This window comes from Bradyrhizobium sp. USDA 3315 (assembly GCF_054056795.1).
In genome coordinates this window covers 5,228,669-5,248,660 of sequence record NZ_JBSRYP010000001.1, presented here as the reverse complement: position 1 = coordinate 5,248,660, position 19,992 = coordinate 5,228,669, and the positions used below count along the sequence as shown (strand labels likewise).

Sequence of the window (19,992 nt, the reverse complement as noted above, 5' to 3'; positions counted from 1 at the left end):
CAATTATCCGACGGTGTGAGACAGATCGTTTGGGTAGACGGTGAGCGAACCGGGCGTCTTTTGTCGCTCGCCAGTCGGGCACACCTCGAAGAAGCCGCTGATCAAGAGACAGCGAAATCGTGGCTCTTTGCGCTGCCGAAATGCAAGGTCAGCGCATGGTTGCCGGCAGAGCGATGCTTCTGAAAATGCTTGGCTTCCAAGCGAGCAATCGAAGCTACCGTAAGCTCCTGGATTCTCAGTACCAACGCGCAGCTTGAGCAAATTCAGAATGGCGGAATCAAAATCCGCTCGATCATTCAGCGATTTCAATGGGCATTTGGAAAAACTAGCCGGATCCGCAGATGGGTCGCCTATCGCTGCTGGCAGAACAAGTTCGGCCTCGACCATAACGCCGCACCCGGCGTTTGCACGATCGCCGCTACAGGCCAGAGCACCAACACCTGCCCTGAATCGACCGTTTACGGCGGCGTTACGGTTAAGTTCTAGCCACGGCCATCGATGTAGACGACGGCGTCGCGTCGGCCCGCGACGCCGTTCCCGCTCGGCAAGGCACCCACTTCGAGCACGAGTGTCACGACGTCACGCTGGAGCACGGGCGCAACAGCGCACTATCGGCGCTGGATCAGTTAGGGAGACGTCTAGTGCCAACAGTTCTTCATCAACTAACGCCCGAGATTGGGACGTGAGTGTGCATGGCGAGCGGAGCTTTACGCAGAGGAATGTTGACAGACCTCGGGCTTCCGTCGAGCGAAAGCGACATCTGTCGCAGGAAATCGAAAGGATCATTCCCACTTTGCTACTGGTGCCACGTCACAAGTGGCAAGTAGTGATGTGGCAAGCGCATCACAACGAGATCCTTCCGTCGCACGATATTGGTCGGATACGGCGTATCGAGATTGCTCGTATCGATGGTGGCGACGGCGCCCTCTTCCTGATCGAGGATCGCGGTTTCCTGCCGCGGGAAGACGAAATTGTCCGGACCAAACACCGCACTCGCCCCCAGGAAGCCGCGCGGAGGATCGAACACGTTCGCGAACGCCAGATAGATGTTGTTCTCGCCGCCGCGCGTGCGGAACGCATGCCAATGATAGGGATCGGCGCCTTTCGGGATCGGATAGTTGTGCGGGATGGCAGTCCCCGCGTGCGATCCGGTGAAGACGCCCGCGATCGCCGACGGGCAAGCGACGATGTCGCATCCGCGAAGCGCCAGGGAGCGGATGGCCTCGGGATAGAGGGCGTCGTGGCCGATGGCGATGCCGACCCGGCCCAACGCGAGATCAAAGACCTTCCATCTGTCGCCCGCCGTCGCCCATCCCATATCGGCGTTGCCGAGGTGGATCTTGCGATAGCTCCCGGCGAGGCCCTCGGGCCCCGCAAGGACCGCCGCGTTGTAGATGCCATCGCCATCGCGCTCGGCAAGACCGGCAACGATATACGTTCGCAGCTTCATGGCGATCCTGGTCAACGCCTTGACGGCGGGCCCCTCCACTCCCTCGGCGCGCGCGGCCGGATCGGTCAACCCGGTCAATGACAACTCAGGAAACACGATCATGTCGGGTTGGGCAGCTGCGACAAGATCGCGGGCGCGATGTTCGATGGTCGCCAGGTTTGCAGCAACATCGTCTGCCGGCGAAAATTGCACGACCGCGAGCTGCGACAACTTCCCCTTTGGAATGGGCTGGTAGCCGTAGAGCTTGAAAAAGTCTCCCGGATTCCAGGTAAAACTGTTGGTCATCAGCTCCGGGTAGAGCTCCGGGCGCCGTTTCTCGAACACCTTCTCACCGAGCACTTCCCGCTTGCGCGACTTGCCCAGATCGACCTGCGCATAAGCGATGCCGTCCCCGCTATCGATCGACACCGCGACGCGACCATCCGGCTCGATGATGCAGCTACCGCCCGAGAACTGTACCGTACGCTCCAATCCCCAACGGTTTGCCTCGATCACGTAGCATGAGTTCTCGAATGCCCGATTGATCCAGTAAGGCGCAGGCGTGCGCTCCTGCAGCCAGTTCGAGATGTGGCAGATCACGTCGGCGCCCGCGACCGCCTCGATGCGTGCGGTCTCGAAAAAGTGCAGATCCATGCACACAAGCATTCCGATCCGACCGAGCTCGGTATCGAAGACCTGATGCGCGACGTCGCCGTTCGCCGCCCATTTGGGCTCGGCGATATAGGGATGCGATTTGCGATGCCGGCCGACGATCCCGTTCGGTCCGATGAGGACGGCCGTATTGTAGTAGAGCTCGGTCGCAGGATCGACCTCGGGCATCCCGAGCACGATGTAGCAATCATGCTGCTCGCAAATCCGCTGGAAACGGTCGGTCGACGGGCCAGGCACGGTCTCGACGAACGGCTTGACCTCGTCGCGATCGTACCAGCAGTACCCCGTCGTCCCCATCTCGGGCGTGACGATCAGGCGCGCTCCCTCGGCCGCAGCCTCAGCGCAGAGCTTGAGCAGACGCTCGATATTGCGCTCCTTCTCATACATGGTCGGCTCGAACTGAACCGTTGCGGCGCGGTAGCTCGTGGGTGTCGTCATTGATGTACTCCGGAGGATGCCGTCAGACGGCCATGTGCTCGTGAACGAGCGTGTCGGTGAGAGTGGCGATCGGCCCAGACGCCACGATCTGCCCCTTCTCGAGCATCGCGAAGCTGTGAGACGCAAAGCGAACGAAGTCGATGTTCTGCTCGACGAGGACGACGGTGAGCCCCATCTCGCGATTGAGGCGAACGATGATGCGCTCGATCTCCTCGACAATCGACGGCTGGATCCCCTCGTTCGGCTCGTCGAGCAGCAACACCTTCGGGTCGGCTGCGAGCGCGCGGGCGATCGCGAGCTGTTGCTGCTGCCCGCCGGAAAGCAAGCCGCCGGGCCGGTCGAGGTTCTCGATGAGATAGGGAAACAGCTCCCCAATGAAGTCCGGCACCACACGCTTGCCGTCGCGGCGGGCAAAGCAGCCCATCAGGATGTTTTCCCGTATCGTGAAGTCCGCGATGATCTCGCGCCCCTGCGGCACGTAGGCGATCCCGGCGGCGGCCCTCAAATGCGTCGGCCTGGCCGACAGATCCTCGCCATTGAGGACGATCCGCCCGTCGGCGTGATCCGTCAGCGCCATGATTGTCTTCAAAAGCGTCGTCTTGCCGGTGCCGTTCCGGCCCACGACGCTCGTCACCTGTCCCGCCGGAATGGTAAGCGACAAGCCGTGGAGAACGTGGCTACGGCCATAGAAACTGTCGATATTGGAAAGCTGGAGCGTCACGACAACCCCTTTGATCCGAGATAGGCCGCGCGGACCTTCGGGTTCGCTTCGATCTCCGAAATCCCGCCCTCGGCCAGAACGCGACCGAGATGAAGAACGGTGATCCGCTGCGCAATCTCGCGCACGAAGCCCATATCGTGCTCGACCACGAGCATCGTGTGCTGCCCCTTCATGCCGTTGATGATCTCCGCGGTTCGCATCGTTTCCGCTTGCGTCATGCCGGCTGTCGGCTCGTCCAGCAGGATCACTTTTGGGTTCTGAACCATCAGGATTCCGAGCTCGAGCCATTGCGTCTGGCCATGGCTGAGATCGGCCGCGGCAGTATTGATCTGGTCACGGAGCCCGATCAGCTCGATCGCGCGATCGACCTTCTCGCGCGCGATCGCCGGATGGCCGAAACCGAGGTTCGCCATCACGCTGGTGCGTCGGCAACTCGCGACCTGGAGATTCTGCTTCACGGTCAGGTCGCGAAAGACGCTCGGGATCTGAAATTTCCGGCCGACACCTGCACGCGCGATCAGGTGCTCAGGCCAGTTTGTGATCTCGGTATCGTAGACCCAGACGCGCCCTTCCGTGCTCGGTGTCTTTCCGCTGACCAGATCCATCAGCGTGGTCTTCCCGGCCCCGTTCGCGCCGAGCAGAACACGAAGCTCCCCGTCATCGACGGTCAGCGAGACGTTGTCGACCGCCTTGAAGCCACCGAAGTTCACGCCGAGTCCGTCGATCGTGATAGCGACCGCCGACATCCTCAAGCCTCCTTCGTTTCGGTGACAGCCGCGCTGGAGACCGGAACGTGAGCAACACGCGGCTTGCCGCGCGCGACCGCGCCAAGCCGTCCGATCAGACCATGCAGGAGCCCACCGAGACCTCGAGGCAGGAACAGCACGGTCAGCACAAAGACCAGGCCAATGATCGCTTTCCAGGCTCCGACCAGCGTCTCCGTTTCACTGATGCCGGCCTCCATCATATTGATCAGAATTGCTCCGACGCACGCGCCCAGGATCGAGGCACGGCCACCCACGGCCGCCCAAACCACCATCGTGACGGAGAAGGCGAGATCCATGAAGGTCGGCGAGGCAAACTGCGCGACGATCACGTAGAGCATGCCCGCCAGGCCGGCGATCGCCGCCGCCACGCAGAAGAAGAACGTCTGGTAGAGCGAGACATCGAAGCCGAGGTAGCGAACGCGCCGCTGGTCGTCCCGCGCCGCCTGCAACACCAGACCGGCCCGGGTCTCGACGATCAGGCGCGTCGCCACCAGGGTCACGGTCAAGATACTCGCGACCAGCCAGTACGTGCCCTTGCTGTAAGGATCGAACTCGAAGCCGAATATCTCAAGCGAGGCGAGGTCCGTCAGCCCATTGAAGCCACCCGTGACCGGTTGCGCGTCGACCAGCACGAGGCGAACGAGGAGCACCAGGGCCAGCGTAATGATCGAGACAAATGGACCTTCGATCCGCTTGCGGAAGACGATGATGCCGAGCAAGGCCGCCACGACCACGGGCAGCACAATTCCCATCACGAGACCAAAGCCCTGATGCTGGAATGGCAGCCAGAGGAATGATGCCTTGTTGATGCAACACAGCTCGGTCGGCGCACCGGGCTCCGCGTTCCAGAGCATGAAGTCCGGTACCGGTCTGTCCGCCCCCTGTTGCAGGCTGGTCGGACTGGCCAGCTTCAACGACATGGCCAGCATGTACGCGCCGAGCCCGAAGAAGAGCCCCTGCCCGAGATTGAGGATACCGGCATAACCCCACGACAGCGCGATCGCGATGCCGAGCATGCCATAGACGAGGAACTTGGCGATCCGGTTCAGTCCGAATTCGTCAACGAACAGCGGCACCGCGAAAATTGCGGCGATGAACAGCGCGTAGGCGCAAAGTGTCAGCTTGCGATCGAGAGTCATGGAGCTCAGCGCCGTTTGAACGAGAAGAGCCCTTCGGGCTTCAGAACGATGACGAGAATTACGGCTGCGAACACCACGGCACGCGCCAGGATGTCGTTGGTCGCCACGGCGACGAGCGCATTGGTCTCGCCGAGAAGTCCGGACGCCATGATCGTGCCGACGAGGCTTCCAAGCCCGCCGGTGACCACGACCATGAAGCCGTCCACGACCATGCTGGAGCCGAGATCGGGCGAGACCCCCTTGAACCCGGACATCATGACGCCGGCGACACCGGCCAATCCCGAACCGTAAGCGAAGGTCAGCGCATTGACCTTCCTCACGTCGATGCCGCACGCGGCCGCCATTTTCGGGTTGCGGATGATCGCTCGGACCTTCATCCCGAGCGAGGTCCGATACATGATGAACCAGGTCAGCGCCGTGAGCACCACGGTCACAAGCACGATGAAGCCGCGATAGGCGTTGAGTTCGACGCCCGCGATGTTGACCGCCCCCTGAAGTTCAGCAGGCACTGCGACGTTCTGCAGACCGGTCCCCAGTCCGTCGATGTGGATTCCCAGGAACGTCAAACCGAACTCGAGCCGGATCGCCTGCTGAATCAGCATGGAGACTCCCCACGTCGCAAGCAGCGTATCGAGAAGCCGTCCGTAGAGGCGGCTCACCACCAGACGTTCGATGATCCAGCCAAGGGCTGCAGCGGCGAGAAATGCGAGCGGTAACGCCACATAGAAGCTGGTCTTCAACCAGATCCCGGAGAGCACGGCCACGTAGGCCCCCGCCATCACGATCTCGCCATGCGCCATGTTGATGACGCCCATGGCGCCATAGGTGATCGCAAGACCGAGCGCGACCAGCAGTAGAATCGAGCCCAGGCTGAGGCCGATGAAAAGAACGTCGATCATGAGGCGTACCGCAATCCAGCACCTGCCGCTGCGAGGGTCCGTGAGGCGGCGATCGCCTCACGGGTTGAATGATGAGCTCAGATCTTGAGCTTCGACGTATCGAGCCCCTTCGAGGTGCAGAAGAGATTCGATTCGGTTTCGCCATAGGCGAAGTACGGAAGCGGCTTGATCGGATGCGGATAGGCATCGACCACCTTGCTCTGGCCGTCCGCCTGCCACTGCCCGATGCGCGGGGTCAGCCAGCAATGCAGATTGTCGGCGTCGATCGTCACCGTGCCGCCGGGCGCCTCGTAGCTCTCGCCGGCGATGCCGGTCCGGATCCCCTGTGCGCTGAGATCCTTGGTCTTCTCCACCGCCTGCTTCCACAGGAACACCTGGAAATAGGCCGCTTCCAGCGAATGGTAGGTGACCTGCTTCGGATCGTTGACGAACTTGCGGAAACGCTCGATGAAGCTCTTGTTGCCGGGCATGTCGAGCGACATGAAATACGGGAACGAGGTATAGCTGCCGGCGGCGTAATCCGCGCCCATGGCGGCGATCTCGATCTCCGACGTCACCGTCGCGCAAATCGGAATCTCGGCCTGCGAGATGCCCTGGTTCTTGAATTCCCGATAGAATGCGATGATGGAGTCGCCGACGACGTTGGACAGCACCACGTCCGCACCCGACTCCTTGATCTTCTTCACCATGACCGCCCACTCGGAATGGCCGAGCTCGAGATATTCGTCGGCCACCCATTGGGCGCCTGCGGCCTCGATCAGCTTCTTGGAGACCTTGGCCATCTCGCGCGGGTAGATGTAGTTCGAACCGACGATGAAGAACTTCTTCTTGCCCAGGGTCTTCACGATCCACGGGATGTAGTTCGCGAGCTGATGGTTCGGCACGGCGCCGGAATAGATCACGTTGCGCGAGCACTCGAAGCCTTCGTAATGGGTCTGGTAGAACAGCATTGCACCGCGCTTCTCGAAGATCGGCAGCACAGCCTTGCGGCTCGCCGAGGTGTGGCAGCCAAAGACCGTCATGATCTTGTCCTTGACGATCAGCTTGGAGGCCTTTTCGGAGAACGTCTTCGGATCGGACGCGCCGTCCTCGACGACCACCTCGACGGGACGACCAAACACGCCGCCCGCGGCATTGATCTCGGCGACGGCCATCGAGACGCCGTTGGCGAGAAGCTTCTCCGCCACGGCCAGATTGCCTGTTTGCGAATAGAGCGCGCCGACCTTGATCGGTTCGGCGGCAAAGGCACGGCTCGCGATCTGCGGCGCGGCAAGACTGGCCGAGCCGAGTGCGGCGGCTTTCAGAAGATGACGGCGACTTACGTTCATAGAACTTCCCCTGTTTCCAAAAGTCGATGAAAGCGGAAAAACATCCGTCTCCCTTCGTCCCGCGCCGGCGAACTTCCGCCAGCACCCGCCGGGATCAAGGCGAGCGCCATCGGTCGAACAAACATGTCGACGTGACGATCATCTCGAGGTGAATGGGCTGACGGCCTTGTCAGCAGGCAAACAAAAAACCCGCACCATCCTCGGTCAGAGGACTGGGCGGGCTTCATCGCCGCAGTGTAACGCGGCTTGCGCGCTACACACCTAGAACATGGCCTCAAGGATTGAGGGGATGCGCCAGGAACATCTGTTTCAGATGTTGCCGGATACAAGCATCGTTTTTTATCTAACGCAAGAGCGTTTCGGAATTAATGACCGCGTTCGCGATCTCGTCGATCGGAAGACGCTGCGCCATCGCCTCCTGACGCAACTTCGCGTAGGCATCCTGCTCGTTCAAATTGTTTGCCGCCATCAGAATCGCCTTGGCGCGCGCGATCTTCTGATCGCCGAGAACCTTCCTCTTGTACTTGCGCGCTTCCTTCAAAAGGCGTTGCCGCTGCAGCCAGAGATTGCGGGCAATGGCGAGATTGGTGAGCAAGCCAAACGGCTTGATCGGTCGCTCGATCACGGACAACGCCCCGCTCTCGAGCACCATTTGCAGCATCGATGGATTCTCGTAGCTCACAATGGCGAGGATGGTCGGCGGCGGATTCGGCATCGACCTCAGCAATTGCCCGATTTCCTCGCGCGCCTCGTCTTCCATCGAGAGAAAGACGATATCGCATCCCTGCGGCACCGACGGCGGCACCGGCCACAACAGGTTCGCCATGCACCCGATGCGGCGCAGATGCTCGACGAGCCGTTCGCCATCGGCATCGAATGGATGAATCACGGCGACATCGAGATCGCGAAGGTCCTTGAGAAGAGCGACAGACATGGAGTTCGGCCTCGCTCAGTAGGACAGTGCCCATGCACTCCCCGATTCGTGCTGGAAGCGGACTTCCAGCATGAACGGGTCGGGTGCCACCCTCACGCCGGCGTCGTGAACGACGCGATAATTTCCGGTGGCATCGACGCGTGCCACGCGCGGCCATAGATGCGTGTGGTTGGTGTTACCGTCGATCCGGACCGGTCCTTGCGGCGCGTCATACTCCACTTCCCAGAGCGACCGCAGCAGCTCTTCGAGATGATCGCTACGACTGCGCTCCAATGCCGCCGCGAAGAGGTGAACCGAGAAGTAAGCCGCTTCCGCCGGCGCCGTCACCGGCCAATCGTTCCCCACCCGCTTGTGATAGGCCGCAACGAACGCGCGGGCCGCCGGCGTATCGACGGACTGAAAGAATGGCGCCGCCGTGACGTGGCCTTCGGCAACATCGGGCCGCATGAGAACGACGTCGGCCTCGCTGGTCGATTGACTGGCGATCGGAAGCTGCCGGCCGTCAAATCCGGCCTCCTTGAAGGCGGTGTAGAACGGCACGATGCCGGCGCCGACGATGGTGGAGTAGATCACGTCGGGTCTGGTGGCGCGCACCCTGTCGAGGATCTTTGCGATGTGGCCGGCGGTCAGATTGAGCGGCACATACATTTCTTCGACCGAGTGACCTCCGGCACCCGCAAACAGGTCCGCGATGATCCGGTTCGATTCGTAAGGGTAGACGTAATTCGACCCCACCAGAAATACGCGACTGCCGTGGTTCCTGGTGAGATAATCCACCAGCTGAACCGAATTCTGATTGGGAGCTGCGCCGGTATAGATGCAGTGGCGCGAATACTCGAAGCCCTCGTAGAGCGTCGGATAGAACATCAACGCGCTCCGCGCTTCGACGATCGGCAGCATCGCCTTTCGGGTACTCGACATGTGCCCGCCGAAGATGACGCGCACCCGATCCTCGTCGAGCAACTTCACCGTCAGCTCGCGGTAGCGGGACGGTGTCGACGCGGGATCGTAAGCCACCGGCTCGATGCGCCGTCCGCAGACTCCGCCCGCGGCATTGATTTCATCGATCGCAAGAAGCGTAGCCGCCCGCTGCGTGCGCTCGATCGCACCGGTCACTCCGGTCTCAGAAAACAAGACACCGACGCGCCAAGTCTCCATATCCATCAGCGTTCACCCAAAAAAAATGGTCCCCGTCCCCCTTAGCAGAGGTCGAGAACCACACTGTTCGCGTTCAGGGCGATCTCGACCATGCGAGCCGCATCCAAAGTATGTCAGAGGCCGGGACTCGTTGCAATGCAGCAACCGTAAAAACTTCGGCCATGACGAATGCGAGCCGCCGCACGAAATACGACGGGCGTCCAATTCATCGCAGGAAGGACCTGCGGTCGGACCGAACCGCGGCAGCGACCGCCTCGAGCACCACGCGGACGCGGCGAAGTCGACGGGTATCATCGTGGACAGACATCCAGTAGCTGCGCGTTGCCTGGAATTTGTCCCCGAGCAGAACCTTCAACCCCGGTCGCTCGCGAGCGAGATAACGCGGCAGAACGCCGATAGCCGCGCCGCTGACCACCGCGTCGACCTGTGCGATCACACTGCTGGTGCGGATCGTCGGCACGACTTCCACACCGTCACCCAGGTCAAGAAAGTTGAGCTGCTGGGTAAAAAGGAGCTCGGGGATGTACCCGACGAAGACGTGCTTTCTGAGATCCTGCAGTGACCTCGGACGGCCCATCCGCTGGAAGTAGATATCCGAACCATAGAGGTCGAGCGTGTAGTCGGTCAGCTTTTGAGCCGCGACCTGCCCCGCCACCGGCCGGTCAAGCGTGATGGCGATGTCGACCTCGCGTGCCGCCAACGAATAGGTCCGCGGCAAGGCGACCAGTTCGATTTCGAGCTCGGGATGCGCGGCGGACAACAGGAAGATCTTGCTGCCGAGATATCCGGCCCCCAGCCCTTCGGGCGCACCAATCCGAACGCGCCCATTCACCACTGATTGCGCGTCGGCTAACCCCGCGATGTCGCGCAGGATGATCGACTCCAGTTCCTCCGTGATGTCCGCGAGCCGGCGGCCTTGCTCGGTCACCGCCGTCCGCCGCCCCGCCCTTTCGACCAACGGCATCCCGACCGACCGCTCGAGGCGGAGGACACGACGTCCGACCGTTGAATCGTCGATGCCGAGCAGTTTCGCGGCCTCGGACATCCGGCCGCTCCGCGTTACCTGGAGGAAGACTCGCAGATCATCCCAATCCATTCGGGGCTCTCGCATTTTTGCAAATAGAAGTCGCAGTTTCGGGCATTGAGAGCACAAATCCGCCATGCCATCCAGCGGCAACATTGCGCGGAGAGAGAAGAGAGGCCTGATGCGGATCGACGGGGATTTTGACTATGCGGTTGTCGGTGCAGGCACCGCAGGCTGCATCGTCGCAAACCGGCTGTCCGAAGACCCGCGCAACCGCGTCCTTCTGCTCGAAGCAGGCGGGAGGGACAACTGGATCTGGTTTCACATTCCGGTCGGCTATCTGTTTGCCATCGGAAATCCGCGCGCCGACTGGATGTTCAAGACGGACCCGGAGCCGGGATTGAATGGACGCGCGCTGGCCTATCCCCGCGGCAAGGTGATCGGCGGCTCGTCCGCGATCAATGCGATGATCTCGATGCGCGGCCAGGCAGCGGACTACGACGGATGGCGTCAGCTCGGCTTGGAGGGCTGGGGCTGGGATGATGTGCTGCCGGAATTTCGCAATCTCGAAGATCACTTCATGGGCGCGAGCGACCTCCACGGCACGGGAGGCGGCTGGCGGATCGAGCCGCCGCGCGTGTCGTGGCCGGTTCTCGACGCCGTGGCGACGGCCGCCGAGGACATGGGCATTTCGCGCAGCCTGGATTTCAACACCGGTGACAACGAGGGCGCCGGCTACTTCCACGTCAACCAGAAGCGCGGACGACGATGGTCCTCTGCGCGAGGCTTTTTGAAGCCGGCCTTGAGCCGACCAAACCTCCGCCTCGAGACCAATGTCTGCGTGGACAGGCTCCGTATCGAAAACCGCCGCGTGACCGGCCTGCGTCTGGTCCGAGACGGTCAATCCGTCGATGTCGCTGCCAAGCGGGAAGTCATCCTGTGTGCCGGCGCGCTCGGCTCCGTGCAGATCCTGCATCGCTCCGGCGTAGGACCCGCCGACTGGCTCCGCCCGTTGGGTATCGAGATTGCGCTTGATGGTCCGGGCATCGGACACAACCTGCAGGATCATCTTCAGCAGCGCGCGATCTACAAGGTCAGCGGCATTCGCACATTGAACGAAACGTACCATTCGCTTGGCCGCCGCGCCCTCATGGGACTCGACTACATCTTCCGCCGACGCGGCCCGCTCACCATGGCGCCTTCACAGCTCGGCATCTTCACCCGATCGAGCCCCACGCATGAGAGAGCCAATATCCAGTTTCACATCCAGCCTCTCTCGCTCGACAAGTTCGGCGAACCGCTGCACCGCTTTCCTGCGATCACGGTCGCCGCCTGCAATCTTCGGCCGACATCACGGGGCACGGTCCGGATCGAGTCCAGCAGCCCCAATGCCCCGCCACGCATCGCGCCAAATTATCTTGCTACGTCCGAGGACCGGCTCGTCGCGGCGGATGCCATTCGGGTCACCCGCACGCTGATGCGCCAGCCGGCGCTCGCTCGTTACGCACCCGAGGAATTTCTGCCCGGCCCGTACGTCGCCGACGATGACGTGTCACTCGCACACGCTGCCGGCGACATTGGCACGACCATCTTCCATCCGGTCGGCACCATCAAGATGGGGCCCGAGGCGGATCCGCTGTCACCGCTTGACGCGCGCCTTCGCATGCGAGGCATCGACGGGCTCCGGGTCATCGACGCCTCGATCATGCCCACCATCACATCGGGAAATACCAACACCCCAACCGCAATGATCGCGCGCAAGGGCGCCAGCATGGTGCTCGACGACGCGCATCGGTCCCGCATCGCCCAGCCGCCATTCGTTTCATCGAGGAGACTCCGCAAATGACCCATCCCGTTCCGCATTTCATCAATGGCGCCCCGGTCACGTCTTTGCACGGCCGTGCCGCGCCGATCTACAATCCTGCGACAGGCGAGCAATCCGGGACCGTGCCGCTTGCCGGCGCCGACGAGGTCGCTTCGGCGGTCGCGGCCGCACGGACCGCCTTTCCCGACTGGGCCAAGTCTCCGCCGCTGCGGCGCGCGCGCATCCTCAATCGTTTCCTCCGTATCCTCGAGGACCGGCTCGATGAGCTCGCGGCCGTGATCACGTCAGAGCATGGCAAGGTTTTTTCCGACGCAAAGGGGGAAGTACAGCGCGGAATGGAAGTCGTGGAGTTTGCCACCGGCGCGCCACAGCTTTTGAAGGGCGAGATCACCGAGAACGTCGGCACGCGCGTCGACAGTCATTCGTTGCGCCAGCCGCTCGGGGTCGTCGCGGGCATCACGCCGTTCAATTTCCCGGCGATGGTTCCGATGTGGATGTTTCCGGTGGCACTTGCCTGCGGCAACACATTCATCCTGAAACCCTCCGAGAAGGTTCCCTCCGCGTCCATCCTCCTGGCGCAATGGTTGAAAGAGGCCGGGCTGCCGGACGGCGTGTTCAACGTCGTTCACGGCGACAAACAAGCGGTCGACGCGCTGTTGACGCATCCTGATGTCGCAGCGGTGAGCTTCGTTGGCTCGACACCTGTCGCACGATCGATCCACGAAACTGCAACTCTGCACGGAAAGCGCTGCCAGGCCCTGGGCGGTGCCAAGAACCATATGATCATCATGCCGGATGCCGACATGGACCAGGCTGTCGACGCGCTCATGGGCGCGGCCTATGGCTCGGCCGGCGAACGCTGCATGGCGATTTCGGTTGCGGTCCCTGTCGGCGAGACGACGGCAAAGACCTTGATCGAAAAGCTCGTACCCCGGATTCATGCGTTGAACATCGGTCCAGGCATGGACCCGGAGAGCGAGATGGGCCCGCTTGTCAGCCAGCAACATCGCGACAAGGTACGAGGCTACATTGATGCCGGCGTCGCCGAAGGTGCGACGCTGCTGGTGGATGGTCGTGAATTTCGCCGCCAGGGTTACGAGAAAGGCTACTTCGCCGGCGGCACACTGTTCGATCGCGTCACATCCGATATGACGATCTACCGCGAAGAGATATTCGGACCAGTCCTAGCGGTCGTACGCGCCTCGTCTTATGACGAGGCCGCCGCCCTGATCAACGCGCACCAGTTCGGCAATGGCACCGCGATCTTTACGCGCGACGGCGACGCGGCACGCGAGTTTGCCAACCAGATCCAGGTCGGGATGGTCGGCATCAATGTGCCGATTCCTGTTCCGATGGCTTTCCATTCATTTGGTGGCTGGAAAGCCTCCCTGTTCGGCGATCACCACATGCACGGACCAGAAGGCGTGCGGTTCTATACCAGGTTGAAGACAATTACGACGCGCTGGCCGACCGGTATTCGCAGTGGCGCGGAGTACGTGATGCCAAGGTTGGGATGAAGGGCAAGCGGCCAAATAGCGCGGCAACCAAGACGTGAGCTACAGGCACCTGATGTGGGCATCACCGTTGATCGACTAGCAGCAGCTGAAGGTTCATAGCCAACATTGGCGCGTCGTCAGGAAGTTCACAGGTGGGGGTATCGGTCGTGCGGTACTCGTCCGCTAAGTACCCTCGTTGTCGGACACCCGCTTTTGGCGGACCGATGGATGCTCCGGTCGCCGTTGTCGGGATGCACCGTGGTGTGGCGATGCCACGAAAGGTGATGGTCGGCACTTGAGGCCTGCCATCCGCGATTGATTTTGATTCAGCTCCCCGTGGCCGATTCGGCGCCGGATCCGATGACGCGAACGTCATCGGAGACAGGTCGGAGCGTTCGCATTTGCTACGATTTCAAAGCGTTGCAAAGCCGAGCCGCACTGCAAAGTGCACTTCGGAACCACCCGTGCTCTTCAGCGTGGCCAAGTGTCCAAAATGATCAAAGAGAGCCCAGTTGAGACCAAATCTGCGGATAGCTTTGCCAACAAATTTGAACCGATGACCTTCAGGTTATAAGCCTGACAATTTCCGAAGCGCTATTCGACACGCTGGCCCGCGCGCCAGCCCATCTCCCAGAAGTCTGCCTCGAGACGAGTAGCTTCCTTGAAGATCGCAATCAGCTCTGCCTCGCGGGCCGGGGTGGCGTAGAGATCAGCGAGACGTTCCAAGTGTGCTCCCGCTTTCGCCGCGACCTCTTGGTATGGCGCACCAGCGTACTCGGCAATCCACACGCGATAGGGGTTCGTCGCAGCGTTCGCATCGGGTTGTGCAGCCAGCCGCTTCGCGATCTCCGCGTACCCGATCACGCATGGGGCCAGCGCCACCTTGAGTGCCAGCAGATCGCCGCGCATTCCAGCATCCAGCACGTAGCGAGTATAGGCTAGCATCTCGGCCGCCGGAGGGGTCTGTTCAAGGTCGCTTGGGGACAGACCCCAACCGGCACAGAGTGTCACATGAAGGTTCATCTCGACATCAAGGATGGCCGAAAGACCGGCCGCTGCTTCACGCATGTCGGCAAGCTTGGGCGATTTGTAGACCGAGAGCGCGTAGGCGCGCGCGAACTCGATGAGGAACAAGTAATCCTGAGCAAGATAATAACGAAATGCCGGTTCGGCGAGCGAGCCGTCTGCCAATCCGTTCGTGAAGGGATGCTCGGTGTAGGCGCGCCACTCAGCAGATGCCTCTGTCTTTAGACGCTCCCAGAAACTCACGTTATGTTTCGCCTGGCTTGTCATGAACCGCTTTTGATTACTTCCCATAGCCTGCATTATGAGGCTGACCTTGGCCGGCCGCGGCGATCTGCCGGCACGCTACCGTATGGAGGTCGCTTGCCGTCGATCGCTGGGCTTGAGTGTGTTCTCACGTTATCACCTACAGAACGCAACGTCCTGGTCCAAGATTCGACTACAGACAATCCGCACCAGTTTCGCGCCAATAACAACCCGCACGAAGGGTGGCGAACGTGGTCGAATTCGACGAAAAGGCAGAAAACTTAACAGCGGCGACGATTGTCCCACCGCTCATAACGGTCTGGTTGCAGGTTCGAGTCCTGCCGGGTCCACCAATGAGATCAATAGCTTACTTCGTTCTCGTTGCCCGCAGCGCGACGACCGCACCAGAAACCGCACCAGATACGTGCTGTTTTCGTTCACACCAAAGTTCGCAACGGCGTCAGGTAAGCTCACCTGCTGATGAGTGGACGCGACAGTGCCATCCACGATCCTCGCCTTCGGCCGACGGAGAGGCACCGACAGAAGCAGTCTCTCCCTTTGGCGGTGAAGTCGGCTATCTCCGGCAAAGCGGAAGTCAGCCATAACGCCAATCAAGTCCGCTAAGGGGCCCAGTAGCAGACATGCGGCGCGATGCGGTGACCAGATCAACATGGACGAGGTGGACGGCACCCACAGGCGCCGGCCGCAAACGCGGCCGGTCCTCAAGGACGCGCAATGAGCAACGGCTGCACGTTTGCGCCGCCTGCCATCAGGGGATTCGACGGCTCGAAGCGAGCGCGCAGTTCTCGCTGCTGGACGAGCGAGCGTGCAACGACAAAGGCGTTCTTCAGGCTTCTGGCTTGCCGGAGTGCGACATTGAAAAAGGCGTTGCCGAAGTAGGTCCACTTGGCTTTGTCCCGACAGCCGAACGATGAATGGTCGGCATCGGCCGCGGTGATGACCAACGTATCGGGGTTCGCGAGACGAGGGATAAAGACCCCGGAATAACAGGCAGAGATGACCACCACCTTGTATCGCATGCCGGTCCGCGCCAGCATGGCGGCGAGATGGGGCGGCGTGAGCGTTTGCGTAAGCCGCCCGGCTTTGATTGCAAGCCCGTCGGGGGAGCCGTGCGAGGTGAGAATCAAGAACAGAACATCATTCTCGGCGTCCATCCCATTGGCCGCCGCCTGCAAGGACTTAGCCAGGCCTTCAATCGTTGCACCTCCGCCTTTCTTCGAATTGAATTGCACGTTGACTGGGCCGCTCCCGAAACGACCCGCTACGACCTGTGCTGCGCCGGTCGCCTCGCGTCTAAACACGCCCTGATCGCCGAAAAGGCCGAACGACACCACGCTCACCTTGCGAGCGTCCTCAACGGCGTGCACCGGCGAAGCCAACGGCGCGACGGTCAAAACAAAAGCGACGAGCGGCGCGCCAAGCCGGCTGATCCAAGAGCCGATCCAAGTGCCGTTCCAAGAACCACTCCAAGACTTGCACGCCATGGCGAACCTCGTTTGGTGATCGCCACCTAGCATATGGCGATTCAAGTTGACGGCATTGCGCCCCGGTTCAGCGATTCCTTGCGCAACCCCGCCTCGGTCGATATTTTTCTCCGATCACGCGAAAAATTGCGATGCCGGCTCAGCGAACGCCGGCAACGATCACGCGCGCTCCCGCGTCGGCGAGACGCTTGCACTGCTCCTCAGATGCGCCGACATCAGTCACCAGAGTCCAGCGCGGCGGCAGCGGCGCCCAGGCCATCTGTTCGGCGCGGCCGAGCTTGCTGGCGTCGGCGAGAACGATGACTTCCTTCGACTGCTGCATCATCAGCGACTTCAGTGCGACCTGTTCGAGATCCGCTTCGCACAGGCCACGGCCATTCACCACGCCGTCGGCGCTCATGACGGCGCGGTCCGCGGTCATGCGGCGCAGCGCCTCATTGGCGAGCGGCCCCATGGTGCTCATGCTGGTGGTGCGCAGCGCGCCGCCCAGCACCACAAGCTCTATGCTCGGAGCCTTGGCGAAGAAGGGCAGCAGCGCAAGATTGTTGGTGATGATGCGCAGCCGCCGATGCTGCAGCAGTCGGCCGAAGGCTGCGACCGTCGAGCCGGCATCCAGAATCAGTGTGTCGCCATCCTCGATCAGATCGATCGCCGCGCGCGCGATCGCCTGCTTCTGTTTGCCCTGAATCGCGAGGCGCTGCTCGAGCGTCGTCTCGTTCGCGTGGGCGGTGAGAATGGCGCCGCCATAGGTGCGGCGCACGGCATTGTTCTTGGAAAGATGCTGCAAGTCGCGCCGCACGGTGGAAGCGGAGACGTCGAAGCGCCGCGCGAGATCGTCGACATCGATCTCTCCCGCGTTCAGTGCTTCCAACAGACGAGCGTGACGCTCCTTGCTGCGCATCGACATCGAACCTCAGCCCCCGGATTCATTGCCGTCAGCCGAGCTCGACCGTATCGGCTTCGCGGCACGGCCGATGGATACCACGATGCATCGGCCGCGCAATGTCAGCGCTTAACGCGCATCTCGCTCCTCATCCTGAGGAGCCCGCGCAGCCCCCTCAAGCCGCCTTCTTCGGCGCGAGATCGACCGCCTGCCGCAGCGCTTCGATCAGGCTGCGCTCGTCGGCGATGCCCTTGCCCGCGATGTCGAAGGCGGTCCCGTGATCGACCGAGGTGCGGATCACCGGCAGACCAACAGTGATGTTCACGCCGGCTTCCAGCCCCAGCACCTTGATGGGTCCATGGCCCTGATCGTGATACATCGCGACCACCATGTCGTAGTCGCCGCGGCCGGCCAGGAAGAACAGCGTGTCGGCAGGCAGGGGGCCGTGCACGTCCCAGCCCTTGCGCTGACAGGCTTCCACGGCCGGCGCGATCTTCGCGGCTTCCTCGCCGCGACCGAACAACCCGTTCTCGCCGGCATGCGGATTGATGGCGCAGACGCCGATCTTCGGATTGGCGACGCCGGCGCGTACCAGCACGTCATGCCCGCGTGCGATGACACGCTCGACGAGGCCGGGCTCGATCTTCTCGATCGCATCGAGCAGGCCGATATGCGTGGTCACGTGAATGACGCGGAGTTTCGGCGACACCAGCATCATCGATACTTCCGGCGTGCCGGTCAGATGCGCCAGGAGCTCGGTATGGCCGGGATATTTGTGGCCGGCCGCATGCAGCGCTTCCTTGGAAAGCGGCGCGGTGCAGATGCCCTGCGCGAGCCCTGCCTGCACCACCTGCACGGCTTTCTCGATGTAGCGATATGCCGCCTCACCTGCCGTCGCCGACACCTTGCCGAACGGCAGATCGTCCGGCACCAGCTTCAGGTCAACGCACTGCACGGCCTTCGACGCAAAATTCGCCTGCTTCGCGTCGCTCAACGCATCGACCTCAAGCGGCACGCCGACGATCTGACCGGCCTTGCGCAGACGGTTGGAGTCGCCGATCACCAGCGCATTGCAGATCGCCTGCACCTGCGGCTGCGCCAGCGCCTTCATGATCACCTCGGGCCCGATACCGGCCGGATCTCCCATGGTGATCGCAATGGTCGGACGAGTCATATGAAACTTCCTCTGGTTCGGACGGCGCGAAGCCGCTCGCTGATGCGGATGAGGCTGTTCTCGTCACCGAACGCGCCCGCTTTGGTGGCGATCGGAACAGACAATCGGCCAAGAGTAAGGCCGAGCGACACGCCCGGCTCGATTTCGTCGGCAAGACGGATGCCGTTGACGCCGAAGCGCGACAGCATCGCCGCGGCGGTTTCGCCGCCGGTCGCAGCGAAGGCGCCGATCGCGGGTGCGACGGCCTCAAGAGCGTCGGCGAGCCCCTTGGCGAGCTGCGGGCCGAGCGACATGTCGGGGTGATCATCCATCATGATCTCAACCAGTGTATCGCCGCCGCCGGCAAGTCGTTTCATCACGTCCGCGGCGAGCGCCGCCCGGCCGGCACCATCGTTGAGCAGCGTTTCCGGCGCGACCGGGAAATGCGCCACGGTGCCGGTCGCCTCCAGCTCGCGCGCGGCGGCGCGAGATGCGCCGGCGAGCGAGCCCACCACGATCAGGGTGCCGGATGCGCTCGTCGGAATGCGCAGCGGCTCGACGCCATGGCTCACTTCGAGGCCGGCCAGCGCATGCGCGAGGCCGGCGCTGCCGATGAAGAAGGTTGCGGGCGATGCATGCAGGCTCGCCTCCGCGATCAAACGCAGATCGTGTTCAGTCTCGGCGTCACAGGCCGCGACCACGTCGCCCTCCCAGGCGAGCCTCGCGAACGTGGCTTTGAGATCGCCACCGCGCACGGCAGCGAGCTTGACCTTCTCACCGCGAACGCCCGCGGTCGCGAGAACGTCGACAAGATCGGCATTCGGGTAGGTGTGGTCGCGGTGCCAGACCTCGGCCTCCTCGAGGGGGCGGCCTCTGACCAGGATACGCCCGTCGATGGTGGTCCGGCCGGTGGCCGGAAAGGCCGGCGCGAACACGCCAAAGGCCGGACCCGACCGTGACTTGAGATGCGCAAGCGCGGCGGCAGTCTCCGCTGCAGGTTGCCCCCGCAGCGTCGAGTCAATCTTCTTGAAAAGAATACGTCCGCCTTCGCAAAGGCGCGCCAGCACATCGGCATGGCGGGCTGCAGCGGCCCCGGCCGAAAGGCCTCGACTCGCGGCATCGTAGGCCAGGACGGGCAGCTGGTAGCCCGACGCGTCGGTCACCTCACCCCACGTCACCGCAGCTGCACGCCCCCTTCTGCCGAAGGCGATCGCACAGTCCGCGGCACCGGTGAGATCGTCAGCGACGATCAGCCAGCTTTGGCTTGACGCGTTTTCTTGACGCGAACCGGTATCCACTTCGCTCGAAAACGCTTTAGGGGCCATCTTCAGCGACCTGCTTCAGTGACTTTG

17 protein-coding genes are annotated in these 19,992 nt (G+C 62.2%); 2 read left to right on the top strand and 15 right to left on the bottom strand.

Annotated elements, in window-relative coordinates; translation table 11 throughout:
* Positions 1–3 precede the first annotated feature (3 nt).
* The 10 genes from ACVIYL_RS24300 to ACVIYL_RS24255 all read right to left on the bottom strand — a co-directional run bounded on the left by ACVIYL_RS24300 (position 4) and on the right by ACVIYL_RS24255 (position 10,581).
* On the bottom strand, positions 4–387 hold the full coding sequence (locus ACVIYL_RS24300; RefSeq protein WP_456780058.1) for a hypothetical protein: 384 nt from the start codon (positions 385–387) through the stop codon (positions 4–6).
* Between the two features lie 409 nt (positions 388–796).
* Positions 797–2,539 (bottom strand): nitrilase-related carbon-nitrogen hydrolase, encoded by a 1,743-nt coding sequence (locus ACVIYL_RS24295; protein WP_456780057.1) that lies wholly within the window; start codon positions 2,537–2,539, stop codon positions 797–799.
* 22 nt (positions 2,540–2,561) lie between these two features.
* Positions 2,562–3,260: an urea ABC transporter ATP-binding subunit UrtE gene (gene urtE / locus ACVIYL_RS24290; RefSeq protein WP_092083063.1), complete on the bottom strand. Its 699-nt coding sequence runs from the start codon at positions 3,258–3,260 to the stop codon at positions 2,562–2,564.
* Positions 3,257–4,006, bottom strand: a complete 750-nt coding sequence (gene urtD, locus ACVIYL_RS24285) for an urea ABC transporter ATP-binding protein UrtD (RefSeq protein ID WP_253607648.1) — start codon at positions 4,004–4,006, stop codon at positions 3,257–3,259. Before urtD ends, urtE begins: the two co-directional genes overlap by 4 nt.
* Positions 4,007–4,008: 2 nt before the next feature.
* Positions 4,009–5,166: an urea ABC transporter permease subunit UrtC gene (urtC, locus tag ACVIYL_RS24280; protein WP_438073212.1), complete on the bottom strand. Its 1,158-nt coding sequence runs from the start codon at positions 5,164–5,166 to the stop codon at positions 4,009–4,011.
* 5 nt (positions 5,167–5,171) lie between these two features.
* Entirely contained in the window at positions 5,172–6,065 is an 894-nt protein-coding gene (gene urtB / locus ACVIYL_RS24275) for an urea ABC transporter permease subunit UrtB (RefSeq protein ID WP_253607646.1), read from the bottom strand.
* A gap of 77 nt (positions 6,066–6,142) precedes the next feature.
* Positions 6,143–7,393 (bottom strand): transporter substrate-binding domain-containing protein, encoded by a 1,251-nt coding sequence (locus tag ACVIYL_RS24270; protein WP_456780056.1) that lies wholly within the window; start codon positions 7,391–7,393, stop codon positions 6,143–6,145.
* Between the two features lie 343 nt (positions 7,394–7,736).
* Positions 7,737–8,327, bottom strand: coding sequence for an ANTAR domain-containing response regulator (locus ACVIYL_RS24265; RefSeq protein WP_092083068.1), 591 nt, complete (start codon positions 8,325–8,327; stop codon positions 7,737–7,739).
* Between the two features lie 15 nt (positions 8,328–8,342).
* Positions 8,343–9,494 carry a transporter substrate-binding domain-containing protein gene (locus ACVIYL_RS24260; RefSeq protein WP_253609930.1) on the bottom strand — a complete coding sequence of 384 codons (1,152 nt, stop codon included), beginning with the start codon at positions 9,492–9,494 and terminating at the stop codon, positions 8,343–8,345.
* A gap of 196 nt (positions 9,495–9,690) precedes the next feature.
* Positions 9,691–10,581, bottom strand: coding sequence for a LysR family transcriptional regulator (locus tag ACVIYL_RS24255; RefSeq protein ID WP_456780055.1), 891 nt, complete (start codon positions 10,579–10,581; stop codon positions 9,691–9,693).
* Positions 10,582–10,690: 109 nt separating this feature from the next.
* Here ACVIYL_RS24255 and ACVIYL_RS24250 point away from each other — a divergent pair, with 109 nt between their 5' ends.
* Positions 10,691–12,355: a GMC family oxidoreductase gene (locus tag ACVIYL_RS24250; protein WP_456780054.1), complete on the top strand. Its 1,665-nt coding sequence runs from the start codon at positions 10,691–10,693 to the stop codon at positions 12,353–12,355.
* On the top strand, positions 12,352–13,851 hold the full coding sequence (locus tag ACVIYL_RS24245; RefSeq protein ID WP_456780053.1) for a CoA-acylating methylmalonate-semialdehyde dehydrogenase: 1,500 nt from the start codon (positions 12,352–12,354) through the stop codon (positions 13,849–13,851). The genes ACVIYL_RS24250 and ACVIYL_RS24245 overlap by 4 nt, the downstream gene beginning before the upstream one ends.
* Before the next feature lie 573 nt (positions 13,852–14,424).
* Here the strand turns inward: ACVIYL_RS24245 and tenA are convergent.
* From tenA to ACVIYL_RS24220, 5 genes are all read right to left on the bottom strand, one after another.
* A complete protein-coding gene (tenA, locus tag ACVIYL_RS24240; protein ID WP_092083090.1) occupies positions 14,425–15,099 on the bottom strand; it encodes a thiaminase II in 675 nt (224 codons plus the stop codon).
* A 722-nt stretch (positions 15,100–15,821) separates the two neighbouring features.
* Entirely contained in the window at positions 15,822–16,604 is a 783-nt protein-coding gene (locus tag ACVIYL_RS24235) for a C13 family peptidase (protein WP_456780052.1), read from the bottom strand.
* Positions 16,605–16,743: 139 nt separating this feature from the next.
* A complete protein-coding gene (locus ACVIYL_RS24230; protein WP_456780051.1) occupies positions 16,744–17,511 on the bottom strand; it encodes a DeoR/GlpR family DNA-binding transcription regulator in 768 nt (255 codons plus the stop codon).
* 151 nt (positions 17,512–17,662) lie between these two features.
* A complete protein-coding gene (gene pdxA, locus ACVIYL_RS24225; RefSeq protein WP_456780050.1) occupies positions 17,663–18,661 on the bottom strand; it encodes a 4-hydroxythreonine-4-phosphate dehydrogenase PdxA in 999 nt (332 codons plus the stop codon).
* Positions 18,658–19,965, bottom strand: a complete 1,308-nt coding sequence (locus tag ACVIYL_RS24220; RefSeq protein ID WP_456780049.1) for a four-carbon acid sugar kinase family protein — start codon at positions 19,963–19,965, stop codon at positions 18,658–18,660. Before ACVIYL_RS24220 ends, pdxA begins: the two co-directional genes overlap by 4 nt.
* Positions 19,966–19,992 lie beyond the last annotated feature (27 nt).